The organism is Roseivivax marinus, from assembly GCF_900109705.1.
Taxonomy (GTDB): Bacteria; Pseudomonadota; Alphaproteobacteria; order Rhodobacterales; family Rhodobacteraceae; genus Roseivivax; species Roseivivax marinus.
Genome location: NZ_FOAI01000017.1, coordinates 34,015 through 53,254, shown reverse-complemented (window position 1 = coordinate 53,254; position 19,240 = coordinate 34,015). Strand labels below are relative to the sequence as shown.

Below are 19,240 nucleotides of genomic sequence, written 5' to 3'. Positions count from 1 at the left end.
TGACGCCGCTTTGCCGTCCCCGAAAGGAGCCCCCGCAATGTCCGATCTGCGCGATGCCGCGATGAATTCGAAGGCCTGGCCGTTCGAAGAGGCGCGCCGGGTGCTCAAACGCTACGAGAGCGGGCCGCCCGAGAAGGGACACGTCCTGTTCGAAACCGGCTATGGCCCCTCCGGACTGCCGCATATCGGCACCTTCGGCGAGGTCGCGCGGACGACGATGATCCGCAAGGCGTTCGAGGTGATTTCGGACATTCCCACGCGGCTGGTCTGCTTCTCGGATGACATGGACGGGATGCGCAAGGTGCCGGACAATGTCCCGGACGTGGAGGCGTTGAAGCCGCATCTGCAAAAGCCTCTGACCGACGTGCCCGACCCCTGGGGCACGCACGAGAGCTTCGGGCACCACAACAATGCCAAGCTGCGCAGCTTCCTCGATGCGTTCGGATTCGAGTACGAGTTCGTCTCCGCCACCGAATTCTATCGCGCGGGCAAGTTCGACGACACGCTTCTGCGTGCCGCCGAGCGCTACGACGATTTGATGGCCGTGATGCTGAAGTCGTTGCGCGAAGAGCGTCAGCAGACCTACTCGATCTTCCTGCCTATCCACCCCGAGACAGGGCGCGTCCTCTACGTGCCGATCAAGAACGTGGACGCCAAGGACGGCACCGTCACCTTCGACGACGAAACCGGCCGCGAGTTCACCGTGCCTGTCACCGGCGGCAACGTGAAACTCCAGTGGAAGCCCGATTTCGGCGCCCGCTGGGCCGCGCTCGACGTCGATTTCGAGATGTACGGCAAGGACCACTCGACCAACACGCCGATCTACGACCGCATCTGCGAAGTCCTCGGAGGCAAGAAGCCCGAGCACTTCACCTACGAGTTGTTCCTCGACGAGAAGGGCGAGAAGATCTCGAAGTCCAAGGGCAACGGGCTGACCATCGACGAGTGGCTCACCTACGCCTCGACGGATTCGCTGGGCTATTACATGTTCCAGAAGCCCAAGACCGCCAAGCGTCTGAGCTGGGACATCATCCCCAAGACGGTGGACGAGTATCACCAGCAGTTGCGGGCCTACGCCACGCAGGACGCCGACAAGCGTCTGGCGAACCCGGTCTACCACGTCCACGGCCACGATGTGCCGGAGTCGACGATGGTCGTGTCCTTCGCGATGCTGCTGAACCTCGCCAGCGTCTCGGGCGCCGAGGACAAGGAGACGCTCTGGGGCTTCATCGTCCGGTACGCTCCGGACGCCAGCCCCGAGGCGAACCCCGACCTCGACCAGGCGGCGGGCTTCGCGGTGCGCTACTACGAGGACTTCGTTAAGCCGCACAAGGTCTTCCGCGCGCCCGACGAGAAGGAAGAGGCCGCGATCCGCGATCTCGCCGCACGACTGCAGGCCTACGACGGCCCGATCGAGGACGAGGCGCTGCAGACGCTGGTGTTCGCGGTCGGCAAGGATCACGGCTTCGAGCCGCTGCGCGACTGGTTCAAGGCGCTCTACGAGGTGCTTTTGGGCGCGAGCCAGGGCCCGCGCTTCGGCGGGTTCGTGGCGCTCTACGGCATCGAGGAGACGCTGGCGCTGATCGACCGGGCCCTGTCCGGCGAACTGGCTTGAGCAGCACCGTGGATCGTCAGGCGGCCGCGTACCACGTCCGGACCGCCTGACGCACCTCCTTGGCCAGCATCTTCGGTTTGGGCGACAGCAACGCCTGGCCAAGCGTGAACGCCTCGAGCTCCAGCCTGCCCTGTTCCTCGGACACCAGCCCGCGCAGGAGCCGCACCGCATCGTCGGCAAGGGGACTCGTCTCCAGACGTGGCAGGAACGCCTCGAGGTCATGATGATCGCCAAGGACGTCGGACAACCGGTCCGCCGTCGCCTCGCGGGCAAGCAGCACGTCCGAGCGCGCATCCGACAAGAGCCGCATGTGATACCAGTGATACTTCACCCGCTTGCGCCATTCGTGCATGTCGGCGGGATCGCGAGAGTCGTCCGCGACATCCATCGCGGCGCGGGCGCGGTCGTAGCTCCGGACCAGTCCGTCCTCGATCGCCTTGAAGCCGCCCTTCTCCAGCGTCCAGGTCTCCACGCGGCCGCGGATTGCCTCCAACGCCTCGCACATCGCGGCCATCCGGTCGGACAGGTCGCCCGCCTCTCCAGAGGCTGTCCGGTCGCGTGTGAACGACGCCCGCAGCGGAGCGAATGCGGAGCGCTCCAGAAGGGCGCCGTAGCGCTCCATCAGCCGGTCGTAGGTCTCGATCACCGCGGTCGAGTCGCGCAGGTCCGACAGAAGCCGCGCGGCGTCGCGCAGCGCGGCGTTCTCCACCTTGTAGTCCGGAAAAGACCCGCGAAAGAGCCTCAGCATCCCGCGCAGCTTCTTGCACCGCTTGCGGGCATCGTGGACCGCCTCGTGGATCCCGATGTCACCCGCCCCGCCCAGCGACGCGATGCCGGCATCGAGCTGGTCGGCCGCCACCCGGCGAAACCCGTGAACGAGATCGGTATCTGTAGCGTCGAGCGTGTAGGTCATGATGCCCTCGAACGGTGGCGGCGAACGGGCCGTTCCCGCCGATTTGAAACCGAAGCGCAGTTTCGCCCGTAGATCCGGTATCGGACAAGGGAGGAGCACATGTTCCGTCTGGCCTTTTTCTGCATCACCCTTCTGGCAAGCGCGCCGCTCGCCGCGCAGGAGGGGGACGACACCGCCGGTATCCGGTCGACCATATCCGACCAGATGCAGGCATTCCGAGATGGCGACCTCGCTACAGCCTTCGGTTTCGCTGCACCCGGCATCCAGTCGATGTTCGCCACACCCGAGCGCTTCGGCCTCATGGTCGAGAACGGCTACCCGATGGTGTGGCAACCGGGCGAGGTCACCTTCGGCGAATTGCGCGAGGAAGGGGGCCGACTCTGGCAGAAGGTCATCGTTCGCGGGCCCAAAGGTGCGCTGCACGCGCTGGACTACGAGATGATAGACATGGGCGGCCTGTGGCGGATCGGCGGCGTGCGGCTCCTCGAGGCGCCGGAGATGGCGGTCTAGCCAGGGGTCTGCATCACCCCGCCCGGCGGGCCGCAGACACGGGTTCGCGGCCCACCCATCGGCATCGTCAGGCACTTCGACCGGTCAGGTCGCTGCGCCGCCCGCGCGCGCGGACGAGACTTCTCAACCCACCTCCGTGCAACGGCGACCGTCACGGTGCCGCAGGGGCGGGTCAACGCATCGCCCCCACCCTTCCCCCGGTTTCAAAGGGCCGTCTGCGCTGGCGCGCGGTCCGGTTCTCCGAGGGAAAGGCAACAGCGATGAACAAGGCAATCACCGATGGCGTGGTCTTCCAGCCCACATCCTTCGCCGCGGGTCTGGGCGCCTGGTCGAGCGGGGACGGCACGCCCGGCTCGGACACTTACCAGAACATCGGCACCGCGGCCTTCGTCCCGTCGGACCAGGATTTCGGCGGCGCGCTCGAGCTTCAGGTCACCTCCGGCACCCAGAAGCTGCGCTACATGGGCGAAACGCCGATCCTGCCCGGCTGCTACCTGCGCGTGACCGCGCGGGTGAAGGCGGTTTCGGGCAACCTGCCCTCGGTCCGCATCGCCGCCTGGGCTGCCCGCGGCGACGGCAGCCACCTCGACGGAGTGACCGAAACCGGACCAGCGACCGTGCTGCAGAGCTATGGCGAGGTGATCGAGGTCAGCGCCATCGTCGGCACCGGGGCGCGGCAGGGCGTGGACATGGTCTGGGGCGCCCAGGCCGCCCATGGCCATTTCGGAATCGACCTGACCGGGCCGACCGGCGGCATCGTCCGCATCGACGACATCGAAATCGAGGACGTCACCCATGTCTTCCACCGCACGATGATGCCGTGGGTGGACGTGATCGACTACGGCGCGAGGGGAGACGGCAGCGGCGACGACGCTGCGGCGTTCGAGCTGGCCGACAATGCCGCAAACGGCCGCGCGATGCTGGTGCCGGCGGGCGACTACCGCATTGCCTCGTCGATCACGATCCAGAGCCCGGTGATCTTCGAGGGCACCCTGATCCCGACCAGCGCGGCGATCCTGTCCTTCACCAAGAGCTTCGACCTGCCCACCTACATCGCGGCGCTCGGCGACGAGACGCTGGCGCTCAAGAAGGCGCTGCAATCCCTTCTGAACGACGCCGCGCACGACGCTCTCGACCTCGGCGGGCGGCGCGTGTCACTGACCGAGCCACTGGACGTGCAGGCTGCCGTCCCGAACCGGTCGAGCTATGCCCAGCGGCGCGTGCTGCGGAACGGCCAGATCCGCGCCGAGACCTCTGCGGCGTGGAGCGCAGAGCAGGTCTCCAGCCAGGCGCGCTATTCGGCGTCGAACCAGCTCAAGCTGACCGAAGTGGCGAATGTCGCCAACGTGCCCGTCGGCGCACTGGTGGAGGGCGCAGGCGTCGGCCGCGAGATCTACGTCACCGCAAAGAACGTGGCGGCGGGCGAATTGACCCTGTCCCAGCCACTGTCGGACGCGGTGGGCACGCAGTCCTACACGTTCACGCGGTTCAAGTACCTTCTCGACTTCTCGGGGTTCGAGCGGCTCGACGTGTTCCAGGTCGAGGACATCGAGTTCCAGATGAACGAGGTCGCCAACGGCATTCTGCTGGCGCCGCAGGGCGTGCAGATGCAGATCCGCGACTGCACGTTCAATCGCCCCCACCGCCGCGCGATTACCAGCCACGGGTCGGGATGCCAGGGGCTGATGGTCGAACGCTGCAACTTCATCAGCCGCGAGGGCGGCACTGCGGCGCAGTCACGTCAATCGGTGGCGATGAACACCAACGCAAACGACGTGAAGATCCGCGACTGCCGGGCGTCGCAGTTCCGCCATTTCCTCGTGATGTCCGGAGCACAGGGCCTGATCAGCGGCAACCACTTCTTCCAGGGCGATGCCACGTCGAACGGGATCCGCACCGCCGGCATTGTCGTCGCGCTTCGGGCCTGCAACACCTGCATCGTCGGCAATTATGTCGACAACTGCTTCATCGAGTGGACGAACGAACGCGAGCCCGAGCCCGACTTCACCGGAGGCTTCGGCTTCGCCGGCCTGTCGATCACCGACAACGTGTTCCTGTGCTCGAACGTCGCGCCGAGCTTTTCCTACATCGTGATCAAACCGTTCGGCGCCGACCACCGGCTGAACGGGATGAATGTTTCGGGCAACACGTTTCGGTCCTCGGGCGTCATCATCGACCGGGTGGAGCGCGTCGACACGAGCTTTGCCCCGCTCGACATCGCGCGCAGCCGGGCGGTGTCGGTCTCGAACAACACGTTCCACAACGTCGAGCACGCGGTCGCGAATCCCTTGCGGGTGAGCCACGCGCAGAACACGGTTGCGGACACCTGGGTGGTGCAGACAGACGGGCAACTGCCCTTCGACGGCCACGCCCGCGGGGTGGACGCGCTGGTGATGACCAGCCGCCTGCGCAACGACGCTAACGTGAGCGAGTGGGCCCACCCCTACGTCGCCACCAGCCAGGGTGGCGCGCAGGACCGGGTGCACGTCATCTTCCCCGAACGGGTCCGGGGCGACCTCGACATCACGGTGAGGATGGACTGAGCTCGGCGTCCGCTTCTCAGGACGGCGGCGGGTCGCGGTCGAGTGCCGCGGCCACGTCGTCGTCGAGCGGCACGTCGAAGCTGTTCAGGAGCCCGCCGAGCGTGACGTAGAAGCCCACCGTCGCGATGAGGTCGATCAGCCCCTCCGCTCCTGCAAGCTTCACAACCTCGGCCTGAAGGGGCCGGGGAACCGCGCGCGCGTCGAAAAGCGCGTCCACCGCTCCGGCCAGGGTCGCATCATCCGGGGCCATTGCGTCCAGCGGTCCGCGCACGCTTGCGATGCGGGCGTCGGTCATGCCCAGTTCCCGCGCCCTGTGGACGTGTTGGGCCCACTCGTAGTTCGACCGCATCCGGTAACCCGTGCGCAACACGACGATCTCGGCGCGTTCGGGGCCGAGCGTGCTGTGTCGCACCAGATGGTCTCGCAGCGGGGCCCACGCCGTCAAGAGAGCAGGATGGTGGGCCATCACACGGTAAACGTTCAGGTCGGTCGCGAAACTGCCCCTGAGCGGGGCCAGCTCCTCTGGCCAGCAGGCATCGGAGATCGGCGGAAGGTGGGGAGCGTCGGCGGCGTCCGGCATGGCGGTCCTCGGAGAACGGTCGGGCAGGTTCGCCCGATCCTGACGCCAAGTCCGGGGCACCGCCAGACTCGACTTACGGCGCGGCCCGAACTAGAACAAATAAAGAACAAAACTGCCGCTTCTCCATGTCCAACCGCCGCATCCTCTCCCTCTGGTTTCCGCGCCTCGGGGCCGAGCGCGCAATCCGTCGCGAGCCCCATCTCGACCGCACGCCCTTCGCGCTGGTGCGCGAGGTGGGCAACGCGCAGGTGCTCGCCTCTCTGTCGCCGCGCGCCTCGGCCGCGGGGCTGTCGCGCGGTCAACCGTTGCGCGACGCCCACGCCGTCTGCGCCGATCTGGTGACCCGCACCGAGGTCGCCCACTGCGACGCGGCCTTCCTCGGCGCACTGCACCGGTGGGCGGGCAAGTTCTCTCCCTGGGTGGCACCCGAGCCGCCAGAGGCGCTGGTGATCGACCTCACCGGCTGCGCGCACCTCTTCGGCGGAGAGGCCGCCCTCGTCGCGCAGGTGGAAACCGACTGCGCCGACCTCGGCCTCAGCGTGCGCGCGGGCATCGCCGACACGCTGGGCGCGGCCTGGGCGCTCGCGCGACATGCCGGCGGCGGAGCGGGCTCTCACCGCTCGGGTGACGCCATAGACCAAGAGGCGCGGGCGACCCGATCCCGCGCGGTCAAACGGCGGCACTGGGAACGCGGAGGCGCGGCCTCCACGGCCCCCGCCCCCACGGCGGATGCCGCCACCCGCATCGCCCCGGTGGGCCAGGCCCACGGCGCGCTGGCGCCTCTGCCGGTGGCCGCCCTGCGCCTGCCGGCCGAGACCGTGGAGGCGCTGGCACGGCTGGGCCTGCGCCGGATCGGCGACCTCTCGGGCCAGCCCCGCGCGGCGTTGGCGCGGCGCTTCGGCACCGGGCTGGTGCACCGGCTGGACCAGGCGCTCGGCTCGGCGCCCGAGCCGGTCTCGCCCGCACCACCCACCGACCGCTTCGCCGTGCGGATGACCCTGCCCGACCCGATCGGTCTCGAGGACGACGTAACCGCCGCGCTCGACCGGATGCTGCCGCAGCTTTGCGCTCGGCTCGAACGGGCCGGGCGGGGCGTGCGAACCCTGCGGCTCGAGGCGCACCGCACCGACCAGTCGATGGAATGGCGGCATGTGAGCCTCGCGCGGCCCGCCCACCGCGCCGACCGGCTGCGCCCGCTGTTGCAGGTGAAGGCGGCCGAGATCGACGCGGGCTTCGGCATCGACATGCTGCGGCTCGAGGCGATCCGGCACGAGCCCGTGCACGCCCGCTCGGCCGTGGGGCACCTCGACGCGGGCCGCGCGGTGTCGGACCGGCTGCGGGCCGGCGCGGGGCTCGACGATCTCGTGGGGCGGCTCGGCGCGCGGCTGGGGCTGGAGGCGATCACCCGCGTCCACCCGGCCGAAAGCCACGTGCCCGAGAAAAGCGCGCTGATCCTCGCCGCCGCCTGGTCAGAGCCCGCGCCTTCCTGGCCCCGCCGCGCGTCGCGCCCGCTGGTGCTGTGGCGCCCCGAGCCCCTGGGCGGTGCCGAGGCCCTCGACGGGTCGGTCGCGCCGGCCCGCTTGCGCTGGCGCGGGTGCGATCTGGCGGTGGTGCACGCGGCCGGACCCGAGCGCATCGCCCCGGAATGGTGGCTCGACGATCCCGACTGGCGCACCGGGCTGCGCGACTACTGGTGGATCGATACCGATGCGGGCGAACGGCTGTGGGTGTTCTTCGCCCACGGCGCGGCGCTGTCGCCGGGCTGGTTCTGTCACGGTCGGTTTGCCTGACCGCTGCTGTCCATGCGCGCGATACGCCTTGATTTGCGCGGCCCGCGTGCGCAACTCTGACAGGATGAACGAGATCAGCCAGTTCCCGACAGGGCCCGCCTCCGGCGAGACGGTGATGTTCCAGCGCCCCGAGCTCAACGAGATCCTGTCGCTCTACGGGCGGATGGTCGCCGCGGGCGAATGGCGCGACTACGGCATCTCGGCGCTGAAGGATGCGGCGGTGTTCTCGATTTTCCGCCGCGCCGCCGAGCAACCGATTTATCGCATCGAGAAGCGCCCCAAGTTGCGCAACCGCCAGGGCCAGTACGTGGTGATCGGCATGGACGGCCAGCTCCTCAAGCGCGGACACGAACTGCGCACGGTGCTGCGGGTGCTCGAGCGCAAGCTGATCCGGGCGGTGGACTGATGCCGGGGGAGCCCCGGATTTTTAGTTAAAAATCCGGAGCGGCGGCGCGCGTTTGCGTCAGACTTTTATCTAAAAGTCTGACGCGCCTGGCCGAGGCGCACCCGTCGGGTCACCGGCCCGTCGCCCTGTTTCCTGATGCGGTCGATGGCCGCCTCCAGCGGCTCGAACGCCACCGCCATGTGATACGCGTTCGCGTGCAGCAGCGTCTGCGGGTCCGCGACCCATCCCACGTGCCCCTTCCAGAACAGCAGGTCCCCGCGCCGCAGATCGTCCCCCTTGGGAATGTCGGTGCCCAGCGCGCGCTCCTGCAGATCGCTGTCCCCCGGACACGCGCGCCCGCACGCAGCGAGCCCGGCCTGCACAAGCCCCGAACAGTCGATCCCCACGCTCGAATTGCCGCCCCAGAGATATGGCGTGCCCAGGAGCCGCTCGGCCACCGCCACAGGGTCGCCCTCGGGGCGGTCGAGCTGCACGAGATGGCGTGCCGGCACGAATCCGTCCGGCGTCTCGGCGAAGCGCGCGGACGTCGACGTCACCGTGACCCGCGCGCCGAGGCCGAGCGCCATCAGGTCCGGGCTTTTCATGTCGGCGGCCTCGTAGAGATGCGTCGCCCGCGTCGCGACCCGGTGAGTGGCCGCACGCGGGTCGGCCAGCGCCGCTTCGGGCACGAAGCCCACGTAGTCGTCCGCGACCGCCTGCACGAAGGCCGTGCCTCCGACGCGCTCGTAGACCGTGACCTCGGCGCCGAAAAGCAGCTGCCGGTCACGCGCTCCGTCCGGCGCGCGCCGCAGGTCCGCCACCGGCACACCAATCCGTGCGGGCGCGCCCTCGACGTAGCGCAGGGCCGCAACGCGCCCCCGCAGGTGGGCGGCGGCCACCCGGCCGTTCGCGGGAGTCGTGCGCCGGTCCATCAGAGGTCCAGCAGGTCCGGCAACGCGCCGAGGATCGCCCGTCCGCCCTGCCCGAAGCCGCCCTTGGAGCGGCCCGGTGCCGCCGACAGCTGGTAGGAGAAGATGTCGAAATGTGCGTAGGCCGACGTGTTGGTCACGAAGCGGCGCAGGAACAGCGCCGCGGTAATCGCGCCCGCGAACCCGCCCGATGGCGCGTTGTCGAGGTCCGCGATGCCGGGCTCGATCATCTCTTCGTAGGGCGCGTGATAGGGCAGGCGCCAGACTGGATCGGCGGACGGGCCGGCCGACCGACCGAGGGCATCGGCCACCCGGTCCTCGGTGGCAAAGAACGCGGCCAGGTCGGGGCCTACCGCCACCCGCGCCGCGCCGGTCAGAGTCGCCATCGACACGATCAGGTCCGGTTTTTCCTCGTCCGCCAGCGCCAGCGCATCGGCCAGCACCAGCCGGCCCTCGGCGTCGGTGTTGTTGATCTCCACGCTCAGGCCCTTGCGCGAGGTCAGGATATCCTGTGGCCGGAAGCTCGCGCCCGAGACCGAGTTCTCGACTGCCGGGATCAACACCCGCAGCCGCAGCTTCAGGCCCAGCGCCATGATCGCATGGGCGAGGCCCAGCACGTTCGCCGAACCGCCCATGTCCTTCTTCATCAGGCCCATGGAGCTGCCGGGCTTGAGGTTGAGACCGCCGGTGTCGAAGCACACGCCCTTGCCGACCAGTGTAAGAGCCGGGCCTTCCTCGCCCCAGCGCATATCGATCAGGCGCGGCTCATCGGTCGCGGCGCGTCCGACCGCGTGAATCATCGGGAAGTTCTTTTCCAGCAGATCGGTGCCGGTGGTCACCTCGATCGACGCACCGTGGTCCGTGGCCAGCGCACGCGCGGCGGCCTCCAGCGCCGACGGCCCCATATCCGAGGCCGGGGTGTTCACCAGATCTCGGGTCAGTGCCTCGGCCGTGGCAAGAATTTCGATCCGAGCGGCGTCCACGCCATCCGGCGCCACGAGCCCGGCCACCTTCGGTGTCTGGTCGCGATAGCGCGAGAACCCGTATCCGGCCAGCAGCCAGCCCAGCGCCTCGGTCTCAGCGCGGTCGGCGGGCAGGCCGGCTGCGATCCGGTAAGCGCCCGCCGGAAGCTGCGTCGCCACCGCCGCGAGCGGAAAGCGCTGCCGCGCACGGGTCGCCTCCGAACCGTAGCCCGCGAGAGCAGCCACGGGCGCGCCGTCCTCTCCCGGGATCACAAGCGACGTGCCGAGCGCGCCCGAGAAGGACGAGGCCCCGACCCAGGCCTTCACGCGGTCCGGCTGGTCGGCAAGCCAGGCGTCGAGGCCGTCCTGCTCGATCAGGGTCAGCGGAAGGGCATCGGCATCGGGCGCGGCGAACGTCAGTGGCATGGGGGTCTCCGTGCAATCCTTGGGCCGCGCCGAAGCGGCGGGCCGTGTCGGGGGCACAGTATGCTCCTGCCGGGCGGCGGCAAGGGGTGGCCGGAGGTGAGCGGTTGATGTCAGGCAGCGGCCGGAGCACGGGTCGCAGGCATCACCCCAGGGCGCAGCAGCTCCTGCGCCGTGGTCAGATGTTGCCGTCCAAAGCGCGGAGGTGGTCCCGACCATGGGGCCTTGCGTGTCCGGTCGCCGTGCTAAACCAGGCTCGCCTGACGTTCGTAAAGTGCGAGCACCGATCGTTCTCCGACCCGCAGCATCCGCCCGAGGGTCGCCGCCAGTGCGACCGGGTCGCCGGTGGCGAGGCAGCGGCGGCAATCGTCGATCACCCGCGCCAGCTTGAGCATTCCCGCAACGGGTGCGTATCCCCCCAGCGCATCCAGTTGCGCCAGAAGCGCCGGGCCGTCGCCGGCACGCCAGGTGCCGTCAGCCTCTGCCAGATGAACGACGATCCGGTCAGCGATACCGCACACGAGGTCCTCGGCCTCGCGCGGCGGCAACCCGCGGCAGAGCTTGCACAGCCGATCGAGGTCCAGAGTCACCGGTTCCGTTGCCTCCGGCATCGGGATCGCTTTCATCGTCGTACTCCGTTCCACCGCGGTCGGCGCACCCGGCACCCGCCCGCGCGCCCCCACGCGCCCTTCGTTCGCGCGGACCATGCCGCGCGGCGGTATCCCAAAGGTTTCTTTGGCCATACCTTTTCGCTCGAATTCGCGGCGAAACCGGACTATCGCGAGGTCAGCAGATGCCACGAACCGGAGGTCACGCCCCATGCAGCATGCAAAGCCCCTGCCCTCGCTCTTCGCCCAGCGCTACCATGGCTGGAAGGCGACGACGCACGCAGACAACGCCGCGTGGTATCGCCGGCTCGCCAACGAGGGACAGCGCCCCAAGGCCATGGTCATCGCCTGCTGCGACAGCCGGGTGCACGTCACCTCGATCTTCGGGGCGGACTCTGGCGAGTTCTTCATCCACCGCAACATCGCCAACCTAGTCCCGCCCTACGAGCCCGACGGCGCGCAGCACGGTACCTCGGCGGCCATCGAGTTCGCGGTGACCGCGCTGAAGGTGCCGCACCTGATGATCGTCGGGCACTCGAAATGCGGGGGAGTGCAGGGATGTCTCGACATGTGCTCGGGCAAGGCGCCCGCGCTCGAGGAAACGTCGAGCTTCGTGGGGCGCTGGATGGACCTGCTGCGTCCGGGCTATGAGCGGGTGAAGGACACGGTCCCCGAGGACCAGCAGGCGCCCGCCCTTGAAAAGGAGGCTGTTCTCGTCAGCCTCGAGAACCTGATGACCTTCCCCTTCGTGCGCGAGGCCGTCGAGGCCAGAACGCTCAGCCTGCACGGTCTCTGGACCGAGATCGGCGAGGGCGACCTCGAATATTACGATTCCATCGAGCGCCGGTTCCTGCCGGTCTGAGACAACCGGCCCCCTGCGCGGGATGCGCCTTCAGGCGAAGGCGGCGGTGCTTCCATCGGGGGCCGCGCGCAAGCGCGGCCGGCCGAACCGACGCGCCAGGCTTGCCAGCGGTCGATCGACATCCGAGCCCGTGCAAAGCGCTTGCCCGGTGAACGTATCCACCACCAGCAGCCGGCCGCGCCGGAAGGCAATGACGTAGCCGCGCGCTTTCAGGAGCGTGCCTAGCGACGCCCAGTCGGTTGCGGTGTCGAGGATCGGCCGCAGCGCGCGCGAGAGTTGCGCGCGCGTTTCGCAGTCGAGCTTGCCGGGAAGGGCTGCGTCTTCAGTCATGCTCTGCCTCGTCGATGATCGGTTTTTCGGTCGAGTGTGCAGGATGTCAGGCGATTCCGGTGCATCGAGGTGCGGACCGAAGCGATTTCGTGTCGGAATGTGGCCAGGTTACCGCTGGGTCGCCTGCGATCGTTGGCCCGAGGCACCGGTGCAAGCCAGAGCGAGTTCGGGCTGGAGGGCTCGGCCCGAGCCCTCTGATGCTTGAGACATTCCACCATCCGCGTAAGACAGAGTGCGCCGGACAGAGAGGTCAAATCGAACGGCAGTGCAAGCGCGGCCTGCCTGCGACGTCCACCGTCACCGAACGGACCGAGGCTATGTCGGTGTCGATCGTCTAGCCGAACAGGCGGCGCACGAGCCGCCAGAGCGCCGGTCGGCGCACCGGCCGTGCCGTGCGGGCAAGACGCGAAGTGTGCAAGGCGGCGGCGGCAACGATAGCGCGGCCGCGCGCGATGTCGGCGAGGTCGATCTTCATGGGCGGAAACTCCGAACAGGGGGATCGGCCTTCTGGCCCGGGCGCGTCGCGGCGCGCGCGCCCTTCGATGCCCCGCCGGTTCGGCGGAATTGTGGCGGGGCGGCCGTGGCCGCCCCCGAAAAGCCCGCGCAATTCGAACGATCGCGCGGGCCGGCGGGCCTCAGCCCTTCTTGAGGACGCGGTTGCCCAGCGTCTCCGCGATCTGAACGGCGTTCAGCGCCGCGCCCTTGCGCAGGTTGTCCGAGACACACCAGAAGTTCAGGCCATTCTCGATGGTGCTGTCCTGGCGGATGCGGCTGATGAACGTGGCGAAGTCGCCGACGCATTCGACCGGGGTGACGTAGCCACCGTCCTCGCGCTTGTCGATCACCATGATGCCGGGCGCCTCACGCAGGATGTCGCGGGCTTCGTCCTCGTCGAGGAAGTCCTCGAACTCGACGTTGATCGCCTCGCCGTGTCCGACGAAGACCGGCACCCGCACGCAGGTCGCGGTGACCTTGATCGACTGGTCGACGATCTTCTTGGTCTCGGCGACCATCTTCCACTCTTCCTTGGTGGAGCCGTCGTCGAGGAAGACGTCGATGTGCGGGATCACGTTGAAGGCGATCTGCTTGGGATAGACCTTGGGCGCCACCTCGTCGGTGGGATTGTAGATCGCCTTGGTCTGGTCCCACAGTTCGTCGATGGCATCCTTGCCCGAGCCGGAAACCGACTGGTAAGTCGAGACCACCACGCGCTTGATCTTCGCGCGATCGTGCAGCGGCTTGAGCGCCACGACCATCTGCGCGGTCGAGCAGTTGGGGTTCGCGATGATGTTCTTCTTGGTGTAGCCCTCGACGGCCTCGGGGTTCACCTCTGGCACGACCAGTGGGACATCCGGGTCGTAGCGGTAGAGTGACGAGTTGTCGATCACCACGCAGCCCGCCTCGGCCGCCTTGGGCGCGTACTTCTTGGTCGCGTCCGAACCGATCGCGAACAGCGCGATGTCCCAGCCGGTGAAGTCGAACTGGTCGAGATCCTGCGTCTTCAGCGTCTGGTCCCCGAAGCTCACCTCGGTGCCCAGCGACCGGCGCGACGCCAGTGCGGCAATCTCGTCCACGGGAAACTCGCGCTCGGCGAGGATGTTCAGCATTTCGCGGCCCACGTTGCCCGTGGCGCCCGCGACGACGACCTTGTAGCCCATCTTGCAGCTCTCCTGCTTGTCAATACGGACGGTCGCCGCAGAGCGCGCGCGCCGCCGTCCGGACGCGATGTATCCCGCCCGGCCGCCTGCGGAAAGGGTGGTTTGCGCTTGAATTCAGCGCCGTTCGCCTAAAAAACTGGCATACACGCGCGAAAACGTGAGCGAACGTTTGCCCAAAATGTCACGCTTTTCGCGCTTGCAGCGCAGACAACTTGTGCGCGCTTCGGGCTGCGGCGTATAGCTGCGGCGATATCAGAGGATGGCGCGTGCCCGTAGGGCGCAGACGCCGTTCCGAACGCCTCGCAGGCGGAAGACGGGACAGAAACTGGTGCGAAACAAGCATATGGCGAATGTCGAAGCTCTGACCGCGGCGAACGACCCACTCCTCTTCCGCTTCGTGACATCCCTTTCCCGACGCCAGAAGGAAGCGATCTTCCTGGCGCTCGACGTGGCGGTGGCCGCGATGGCTCTCGGCCTCGCGCTTGCCCTCAACGGTCAGACCCGGCTCGACGGCGCTACCTTGCTTGGCGTCGCTCCTCTTGCCGCGACGATGCTTGTCGTCGGCGCGGTCCTGTCGTGGATCGTCGGCCTGCCCAAGATCAAGCTCAACGCCTACGAGACCCGCGGCATCGTTCTGACAGCGGTCTTCTCGCTGGCGGTCGGCGCGTCGGGCGCGGCGCTGGACATGGTGGCGGGCCGCCCGGTGCCGGTCGAGGTCTTCGTGATCTTCTCCTTCCTGTTCCTGGTGTTCTGCGCCGGATGGCGCATTGTCCTGCGGCAGTGGCTGCTCGACATCTACCGCCGGGGTCACCAGCACATCCGCCTGCTGATCTACGGTGCCGGCCGCACGGGCCAGCAGCTCGTCGCGGCGCTCAAGTCCGACTACGACGCCCATCCCGTGGCGTTCATCGACGACAATCCGACGCTGCAGTCGCTTCGTGTCTCGGGTCTGCCGGTCTACGCGCCGTCGAAGATCAAGAGCCTGGTGACCGAGAAACAGATCGACCGCGTCATCCTCGCGATGCCCTCGATCAGCCAGCCCAAGCAGGCGCGCATCGCCCACGGCCTCCGCCAGATCGGCTGCGAGGTCCACGCCCTGCCCTCCTTCGCCGAACTGGTCGGCAAGGGCGAGCTGCGCAAGCGCGCGGTTCCGGTGTCGCTCGACGAACTCCTGGGGCGCAACCGCCTCGAAAGCGAACTGCCGGGCGTGAGTCACGCCTATTCCGGCCGTCGCATCCTCGTGACCGGAGCCGGCGGCTCCATCGGCTCCGAACTCTGCCGTCAGCTGATCGCCTGCAAGCCGCACTGCGTCGTCCTCCTCGATCACTCCGAGCACGCGCTCTACTCGGTCGAGAAGGAACTGCGCGAGATCGCGCCCGAGCTGCACGTCCTGCCGGTCCTCGGCACCGTCCTCGACGACGAAACCGTGCGCCGCGTGATCCGCGAGAACGGCATCGACGTTATCCTGCACGCGGCAGCCTACAAGCACGTGCCGCTTGTCGAGTGCAACGCGCTCCCCGGCCTCAAGAACAACGTGATCGGAACCCGCATCATCGGCGAGGCCGCCCGCGACGCAGGTGTCGAGCGATTCATCCTGGTGTCCTCGGACAAGGCCGTGCGCCCCACCAACGTCATGGGCGCATCCAAGCGCCTGGCCGAGCTGGTGATCCAAGACCTCGCCACGCGGTCGACCTCGACCCGCTTCTCGATGGTCCGCTTCGGCAACGTGCTGGGCTCCTCCGGTTCCGTGATCCCGCTGTTCGAAGAGCAGATCGAACGCGGCGGTCCGGTCACCCTGACCGACCCGAACGTCACACGCTACTTCATGACCATCTCCGAGGCGGCGCGGCTCGTGCTGCTGGCCGGCTCGTTCGCCCGCGGCGGCGACGTGTTCGTGCTCGACATGGGCAAGCCGGTTCCGATCGCCCGCCTTGCGCGGCAGATGATCGAGGGCGCTGGCCACACCGTGAAGGACGCCGAACACCCCGAGGGCGATATCGAGATCCGCGTGACCGGCCTGCGTCCGGGCGAGAAACTGCACGAGGAACTTCTCATCTCGGCCGACATGCTGACCACGCCGCATCCCAAGATCCTACGCGCGCAGGAAGGCTACCTGTCAGAGATCGAAATGGCGACCGCGATGAAGGACCTGCGCCGCGCGATCACCACGCTCGACGAGCCTCTCGCACGTGATGTGATCCTGCGCTGGGTCGAGCGCGCCGAGGACGAAGCTCATGACCCGCGCGAGAGCGCATCGGTCTGAGACCGTCGCCGTGCTGCGAACGGCAAATGGGCGGCCACCGGGGCCGCCCTTTTTCGTTCACCGGTCGGGGATCGAGTCGCGCGCGCCCTTGGGCTCCCAGTCCTCGATGATCTTGCAGGCCTCGTCGGCGCTCTCGACGTAGCGGAAGAGGTCGAGATCGGCGGGCGAGATAGTGCCCGCCTCGGCCAGCGCCTCCCAGTTCACGATCTTCTCCCAGAATTCGCGCCCAAACAGCAGGATCGGCACCTGCTTCATCCGGCCGGTCTGCACCAGCGTCAACGTCTCGAAGAGCTCGTCCATGGTGCCGAACCCGCCGGGGAAGGCGCAGACCGCGCGCGCCCGCATCAGGAAATGCATCTTGCGGATCGCGAAGTAGTGGAAGTTGAAAGCGAGGTCCGGGGTCACGAACTCGTTCGGCGCCTGTTCGTGCGGCAGCACGATATTGAGGCCGATGGATCGGCCCCCTGCATCCGCCGCACCGCGGTTGCCGGCCTCCATCACGCCGGGGCCGCCGCCGGTGGCGATGACGAATTCCCGGCCCCCCTTCTCGAGCGACTTCTCGGTCATGGCCCGCGCGAATACGCGGGCCTCGTAGTAAAACCGGCTCATCTCGGCCAAGGCGGGGGTCTTGGAGGAATGCGCCTCCTCCGGCCGCTTGATGCGGGCGCCGCCGAAAAGGACGATGGTGGAATCGATCCCGGCTTCGTTCATCAGCAGGTCGAACTTCATCAGCTCAAGCTGAAGCCGTACCGACCGCAGCTCGCGCCGCAGCAGGAAATCCTCGTCCGCGAAGGCGAGGCGGTAGGCCGGCGATCGGGTCTGCGGGGTGTCGGGCACCTGGCGCGCGGTGTCGCGGTCGCTGTCGGCGTGGCGGAAAGGCGTGTCCTTGCCCGAGGTCTGTTCGGTCATAGAAGCTCCGGAGTGTCTGTCGCGCCAGAGCTAGCCCGTCCGGCACCCGGGCGCCAGCGCCGCGCACTCGTCGCGGGCTTTCCCCGTCACGACACGCGCGATATGACGGCCCGCGACATCGCACACCCGGAGGGACGATCATGGACACCAAGGCGCTCGAAACCGCCATCGAGGCAGCGTGGGAAAACCGCGCCGACATCACCCCCGCCACCGGCGGCGAAACCCGCGAGGCCATCGAGGACACGCTCGAGGCGCTCGACCGCGGCGAGATCCGCGTCGCCGAGAAGCCCGAGGGCGGCGACTGGGTGGTGAACCAGTGGGCCAAGAAGGCGGTCCTTCTGGGCTTCCGGATCAAGGACATGGAGATGCACGCGGGCGGCCCGCAGGGCGGCGGCTGGTTCGACAAGGTCGACAGCAAGTTCGCCGGCTGGGGCGAGAACCGCTGGCGCGAAGCCGGCTTCCGAGCCGTGCCGAACGCCGTGGTCCGCAAGTCCGCCCACATCGCCAAGGGCGTGGTGCTGATGCCGTCCTTCGTGAACCTCGGCGCCTACGTGGACGAGGGCACAATGGTCGACACCTGGGCCACGGTGGGGTCCTGCGCGCAGATCGGCAAGGGCGTGCACCTGTCGGGCGGCGTCGGCATCGGCGGTGTGCTCGAGCCGTTGCAGGCCGAACCGACGATCATCGAGGACAACTGCTTCATCGGAGCCCGTTCGGAGGTCGTCGAAGGCTGCATCGTGCGCGAGGGCGCGGTCCTCGGCATGGGCGTCTATATCGGCAAGTCCACCAAGATCGTCGACCGCGAGACCGGCGAAGTGATGATGGGCGAGGTGCCGCCCTACTCGGTGGTCGTGTCCGGGTCGATGAAGACCAAGAACGACCTCAACCTCTATTGCGCGGTGATCGTGAAGCGCGTGGACGCCCAGACCCGCTCCAAGGTCGGCATCAACGAACTGCTGCGCGACTGACATCGCGCACCTGCAGGACCGGCATGACCCTGTGTCGGTTCTGCCACGGCAGCTTCGACGCCCGAATTGTGGCGTCGGGGCGCCGCATTCCACGTCGATACGGGCGACATGACCTTGTCGCCGCATCCGCCCGTCGATTTTCGTACCGATCAGGCCCGCGCCGACCTCGCCCAGGTGATCCGCGCGGGCGCGCCTTCGGTGGCCTCCCGGATCGCGAGGCTTGTCCCCGGCGCCTCAGGCACCGCCTCCACGCTCCATGACATCCGAGCGGGCGGGCCCGTCACCGAAGCGCAGATCACCCCGGCTCTGGACGTATTGGCCTACGCCTCGGCCCTTCCCGATGACGACTTCCCGGCGTTCCTGTGGGCGAACGCGGTGCTCCTGACGGCGCTGCTCGACGGGGCGGCGCCGGCCGACTGCCTGTCCGAACACTGGGACGCCTTCGCCGACAGCTATCGCCTTGCGTCAGACGCGGACCGGGCGGCACTGGCCAACGGCTTCGCGCGCGCCAAGGAGCTGCGCCACCTGAGGGCCGATACGGCACCCGCACCCGCGGATCGCCTGACGCGGGGCCGTGAAGCAGTGCTGGCGCAGCTGGCCCCGCTGGCGCGCGACGTGGCGCCCGAGGTAGTAGCCGCTGCCCGCGCGGCGGGAGATATGACGCGCCCGACGCTGGCAGCAGCGATGGAGCACTCCGATGCCGCTCTGGCAGCCTTCGCCATGATCGACATCTGCCTGTCCACCGACGGAGAGGGCAACGCGGCCTGCGCTTGGCCCGAGCTGTCGGCCTGGCTCGAGACCTGTCCGGGCCCGGTGCGACGTCCACTTGTTCACGCGGTCCGCTGGCTCTACGAGGCGCGGCCCGACTGGGTGGCCGCTCCGCGCCAGGAGAACGGACGCGTCCCGATCGCTGTAATAATTCCTGACGTCTGACACGCCGCGATGCAGTCCGGGCCGCTCCTCGGTGGAGACGCGGCACGCTTCCCCGGCGC

18 protein-coding genes are annotated in these 19,240 nt (G+C 68.3%); 9 read left to right on the top strand and 9 right to left on the bottom strand.

Annotated elements, in window-relative coordinates:
* The first annotated feature begins 37 nt into the window (after positions 1 to 37).
* Positions 38 to 1,615: a lysine--tRNA ligase gene (locus tag BMX29_RS16970; protein ID WP_092815210.1), complete on the top strand. Its 1,578-nt coding sequence runs from the start codon at positions 38 to 40 to the stop codon at positions 1,613 to 1,615.
* 16 nt (positions 1,616 to 1,631) lie between these two features.
* Here the strand turns inward: BMX29_RS16970 and BMX29_RS16965 are convergent, their stop codons facing one another.
* Positions 1,632 to 2,528, bottom strand: coding sequence for a CHAD domain-containing protein (locus BMX29_RS16965; protein ID WP_092815207.1), 897 nt, complete (start codon positions 2,526 to 2,528; stop codon positions 1,632 to 1,634).
* Between the two features lie 99 nt (positions 2,529 to 2,627).
* Between BMX29_RS16965 and BMX29_RS16960 the strand changes: the two genes are divergently transcribed.
* Together BMX29_RS16960 and BMX29_RS16955 are read left to right on the top strand one after the other, a co-directional pair.
* Positions 2,628 to 3,038 (top strand): DUF4864 domain-containing protein, encoded by a 411-nt coding sequence (locus tag BMX29_RS16960; RefSeq protein WP_092815204.1) that lies wholly within the window; start codon positions 2,628 to 2,630, stop codon positions 3,036 to 3,038.
* 260 nt (positions 3,039 to 3,298) lie between these two features.
* Positions 3,299 to 5,581: a glycosyl hydrolase family 28-related protein gene (locus BMX29_RS16955; protein ID WP_092815201.1), complete on the top strand. Its 2,283-nt coding sequence runs from the start codon at positions 3,299 to 3,301 to the stop codon at positions 5,579 to 5,581.
* A 16-nt stretch (positions 5,582 to 5,597) separates the two neighbouring features.
* Here the strand turns inward: BMX29_RS16955 and BMX29_RS16950 are convergent, their stop codons facing one another.
* The gene (locus BMX29_RS16950) at positions 5,598 to 6,161 is read right to left on the bottom strand and encodes a carboxymuconolactone decarboxylase family protein (RefSeq protein ID WP_092815198.1); all 564 of its coding nucleotides are present in this window, start codon (positions 6,159 to 6,161) and stop codon (positions 5,598 to 5,600) included.
* A gap of 125 nt (positions 6,162 to 6,286) precedes the next feature.
* On the opposite strand from BMX29_RS16950, the gene BMX29_RS16945 reads away from it, so the two are divergent.
* Both BMX29_RS16945 and BMX29_RS16940 read left to right on the top strand, forming a co-directional pair.
* Positions 6,287 to 7,951: a Y-family DNA polymerase gene (locus tag BMX29_RS16945; protein WP_092815195.1), complete on the top strand. Its 1,665-nt coding sequence runs from the start codon at positions 6,287 to 6,289 to the stop codon at positions 7,949 to 7,951.
* 64 nt (positions 7,952 to 8,015) lie between these two features.
* Positions 8,016 to 8,357 (top strand): DUF2794 domain-containing protein, encoded by a 342-nt coding sequence (locus BMX29_RS16940; RefSeq protein WP_092815192.1) that lies wholly within the window; start codon positions 8,016 to 8,018, stop codon positions 8,355 to 8,357.
* Positions 8,358 to 8,422: 65 nt separating this feature from the next.
* On the opposite strand, the gene BMX29_RS16935 is transcribed toward BMX29_RS16940, so the two are convergent.
* From BMX29_RS16935 to BMX29_RS16925, 3 genes are all read right to left on the bottom strand, one after another.
* Positions 8,423 to 9,271 (bottom strand): C40 family peptidase, encoded by an 849-nt coding sequence (locus BMX29_RS16935; protein ID WP_092815243.1) that lies wholly within the window; start codon positions 9,269 to 9,271, stop codon positions 8,423 to 8,425.
* A complete protein-coding gene (locus BMX29_RS16930; RefSeq protein ID WP_092815189.1) occupies positions 9,268 to 10,653 on the bottom strand; it encodes a leucyl aminopeptidase family protein in 1,386 nt (461 codons plus the stop codon). The genes BMX29_RS16935 and BMX29_RS16930 overlap by 4 nt, the downstream gene beginning before the upstream one ends.
* Before the next feature lie 242 nt (positions 10,654 to 10,895).
* Positions 10,896 to 11,393: a hypothetical protein gene (locus tag BMX29_RS16925; protein WP_131618159.1), complete on the bottom strand. Its 498-nt coding sequence runs from the start codon at positions 11,391 to 11,393 to the stop codon at positions 10,896 to 10,898.
* Positions 11,394 to 11,469: 76 nt separating this feature from the next.
* Between BMX29_RS16925 and BMX29_RS16920 the strand changes: the two genes are divergently transcribed.
* Positions 11,470 to 12,120, top strand: coding sequence for a carbonic anhydrase (locus BMX29_RS16920; RefSeq protein ID WP_092815186.1), 651 nt, complete (start codon positions 11,470 to 11,472; stop codon positions 12,118 to 12,120).
* 30 nt (positions 12,121 to 12,150) lie between these two features.
* Here the strand turns inward: BMX29_RS16920 and BMX29_RS16915 are convergent, their stop codons facing one another.
* The 3 genes from BMX29_RS16915 to BMX29_RS16910 all read right to left on the bottom strand — a co-directional run bounded on the left by BMX29_RS16915 (position 12,151) and on the right by BMX29_RS16910 (position 14,108).
* Entirely contained in the window at positions 12,151 to 12,450 is a 300-nt protein-coding gene (locus BMX29_RS16915) for a hypothetical protein (RefSeq protein WP_244889269.1), read from the bottom strand.
* Positions 12,451 to 12,784: 334 nt separating this feature from the next.
* Entirely contained in the window at positions 12,785 to 12,925 is a 141-nt protein-coding gene (locus BMX29_RS19350) for a hypothetical protein (RefSeq protein WP_175471224.1), read from the bottom strand.
* Between the two features lie 160 nt (positions 12,926 to 13,085).
* Positions 13,086 to 14,108: an aspartate-semialdehyde dehydrogenase gene (locus BMX29_RS16910; protein WP_043844419.1), complete on the bottom strand. Its 1,023-nt coding sequence runs from the start codon at positions 14,106 to 14,108 to the stop codon at positions 13,086 to 13,088.
* 343 nt (positions 14,109 to 14,451) lie between these two features.
* Between BMX29_RS16910 and BMX29_RS16905 the strand changes: the two genes are divergently transcribed.
* Positions 14,452 to 16,371: a nucleoside-diphosphate sugar epimerase/dehydratase gene (locus BMX29_RS16905; protein ID WP_051487684.1), complete on the top strand. Its 1,920-nt coding sequence runs from the start codon at positions 14,452 to 14,454 to the stop codon at positions 16,369 to 16,371.
* Between the two features lie 57 nt (positions 16,372 to 16,428).
* Here the strand turns inward: BMX29_RS16905 and BMX29_RS16900 are convergent, their stop codons facing one another.
* Positions 16,429 to 17,280, bottom strand: a complete 852-nt coding sequence (locus BMX29_RS16900; protein ID WP_092815183.1) for an LOG family protein — start codon at positions 17,278 to 17,280, stop codon at positions 16,429 to 16,431.
* 140 nt (positions 17,281 to 17,420) lie between these two features.
* Between BMX29_RS16900 and dapD the strand changes: the two genes are divergently transcribed.
* Together dapD and BMX29_RS16890 are read left to right on the top strand one after the other, a co-directional pair.
* On the top strand, positions 17,421 to 18,248 hold the full coding sequence (gene dapD, locus BMX29_RS16895) for a 2,3,4,5-tetrahydropyridine-2,6-dicarboxylate N-succinyltransferase (RefSeq protein ID WP_043844416.1): 828 nt from the start codon (positions 17,421 to 17,423) through the stop codon (positions 18,246 to 18,248).
* 108 nt (positions 18,249 to 18,356) lie between these two features.
* Positions 18,357 to 19,181 (top strand): hypothetical protein, encoded by an 825-nt coding sequence (locus tag BMX29_RS16890; RefSeq protein ID WP_092815180.1) that lies wholly within the window; start codon positions 18,357 to 18,359, stop codon positions 19,179 to 19,181.
* Positions 19,182 to 19,240: the final 59 nt, after the last annotated feature.

Coding starts and splice junctions, on each gene's coding strand:
- BMX29_RS16905 (WP_051487684.1), top strand. CDS start 14,452: ATGGCGAATGTCGAAGCTCTGACCGCGGCGAACGACCCACTCCTCTTC.
- BMX29_RS16910 (WP_043844419.1), bottom strand. CDS start 14,108: ATGGGCTACAAGGTCGTCGTCGCGGGCGCCACGGGCAACGTGGGCCGC.
- dapD (WP_043844416.1), top strand. CDS start 17,421: ATGGACACCAAGGCGCTCGAAACCGCCATCGAGGCAGCGTGGGAAAAC.
- BMX29_RS16960 (WP_092815204.1), top strand. CDS start 2,628: ATGTTCCGTCTGGCCTTTTTCTGCATCACCCTTCTGGCAAGCGCGCCG.
- BMX29_RS16940 (WP_092815192.1), top strand. CDS start 8,016: ATGAACGAGATCAGCCAGTTCCCGACAGGGCCCGCCTCCGGCGAGACG.
- BMX29_RS16970 (WP_092815210.1), top strand. CDS start 38: ATGTCCGATCTGCGCGATGCCGCGATGAATTCGAAGGCCTGGCCGTTC.
- BMX29_RS16925 (WP_131618159.1), bottom strand. CDS start 11,393: ATGGCCAAAGAAACCTTTGGGATACCGCCGCGCGGCATGGTCCGCGCG.
- BMX29_RS16955 (WP_092815201.1), top strand. CDS start 3,299: ATGAACAAGGCAATCACCGATGGCGTGGTCTTCCAGCCCACATCCTTC.
- BMX29_RS16965 (WP_092815207.1), bottom strand. CDS start 2,528: ATGACCTACACGCTCGACGCTACAGATACCGATCTCGTTCACGGGTTT.
- BMX29_RS16930 (WP_092815189.1), bottom strand. CDS start 10,653: ATGCCACTGACGTTCGCCGCGCCCGATGCCGATGCCCTTCCGCTGACC.
- BMX29_RS16945 (WP_092815195.1), top strand. CDS start 6,287: ATGTCCAACCGCCGCATCCTCTCCCTCTGGTTTCCGCGCCTCGGGGCC.
- BMX29_RS19350 (WP_175471224.1), bottom strand. CDS start 12,925: ATGAAGATCGACCTCGCCGACATCGCGCGCGGCCGCGCTATCGTTGCC.
- BMX29_RS16950 (WP_092815198.1), bottom strand. CDS start 6,161: ATGCCGGACGCCGCCGACGCTCCCCACCTTCCGCCGATCTCCGATGCC.
- BMX29_RS16920 (WP_092815186.1), top strand. CDS start 11,470: ATGCAGCATGCAAAGCCCCTGCCCTCGCTCTTCGCCCAGCGCTACCAT.
- BMX29_RS16900 (WP_092815183.1), bottom strand. CDS start 17,280: ATGACCGAACAGACCTCGGGCAAGGACACGCCTTTCCGCCACGCCGAC.
- BMX29_RS16890 (WP_092815180.1), top strand. CDS start 18,357: ATGACCTTGTCGCCGCATCCGCCCGTCGATTTTCGTACCGATCAGGCC.
- BMX29_RS16915 (WP_244889269.1), bottom strand. CDS start 12,450: ATGACTGAAGACGCAGCCCTTCCCGGCAAGCTCGACTGCGAAACGCGC.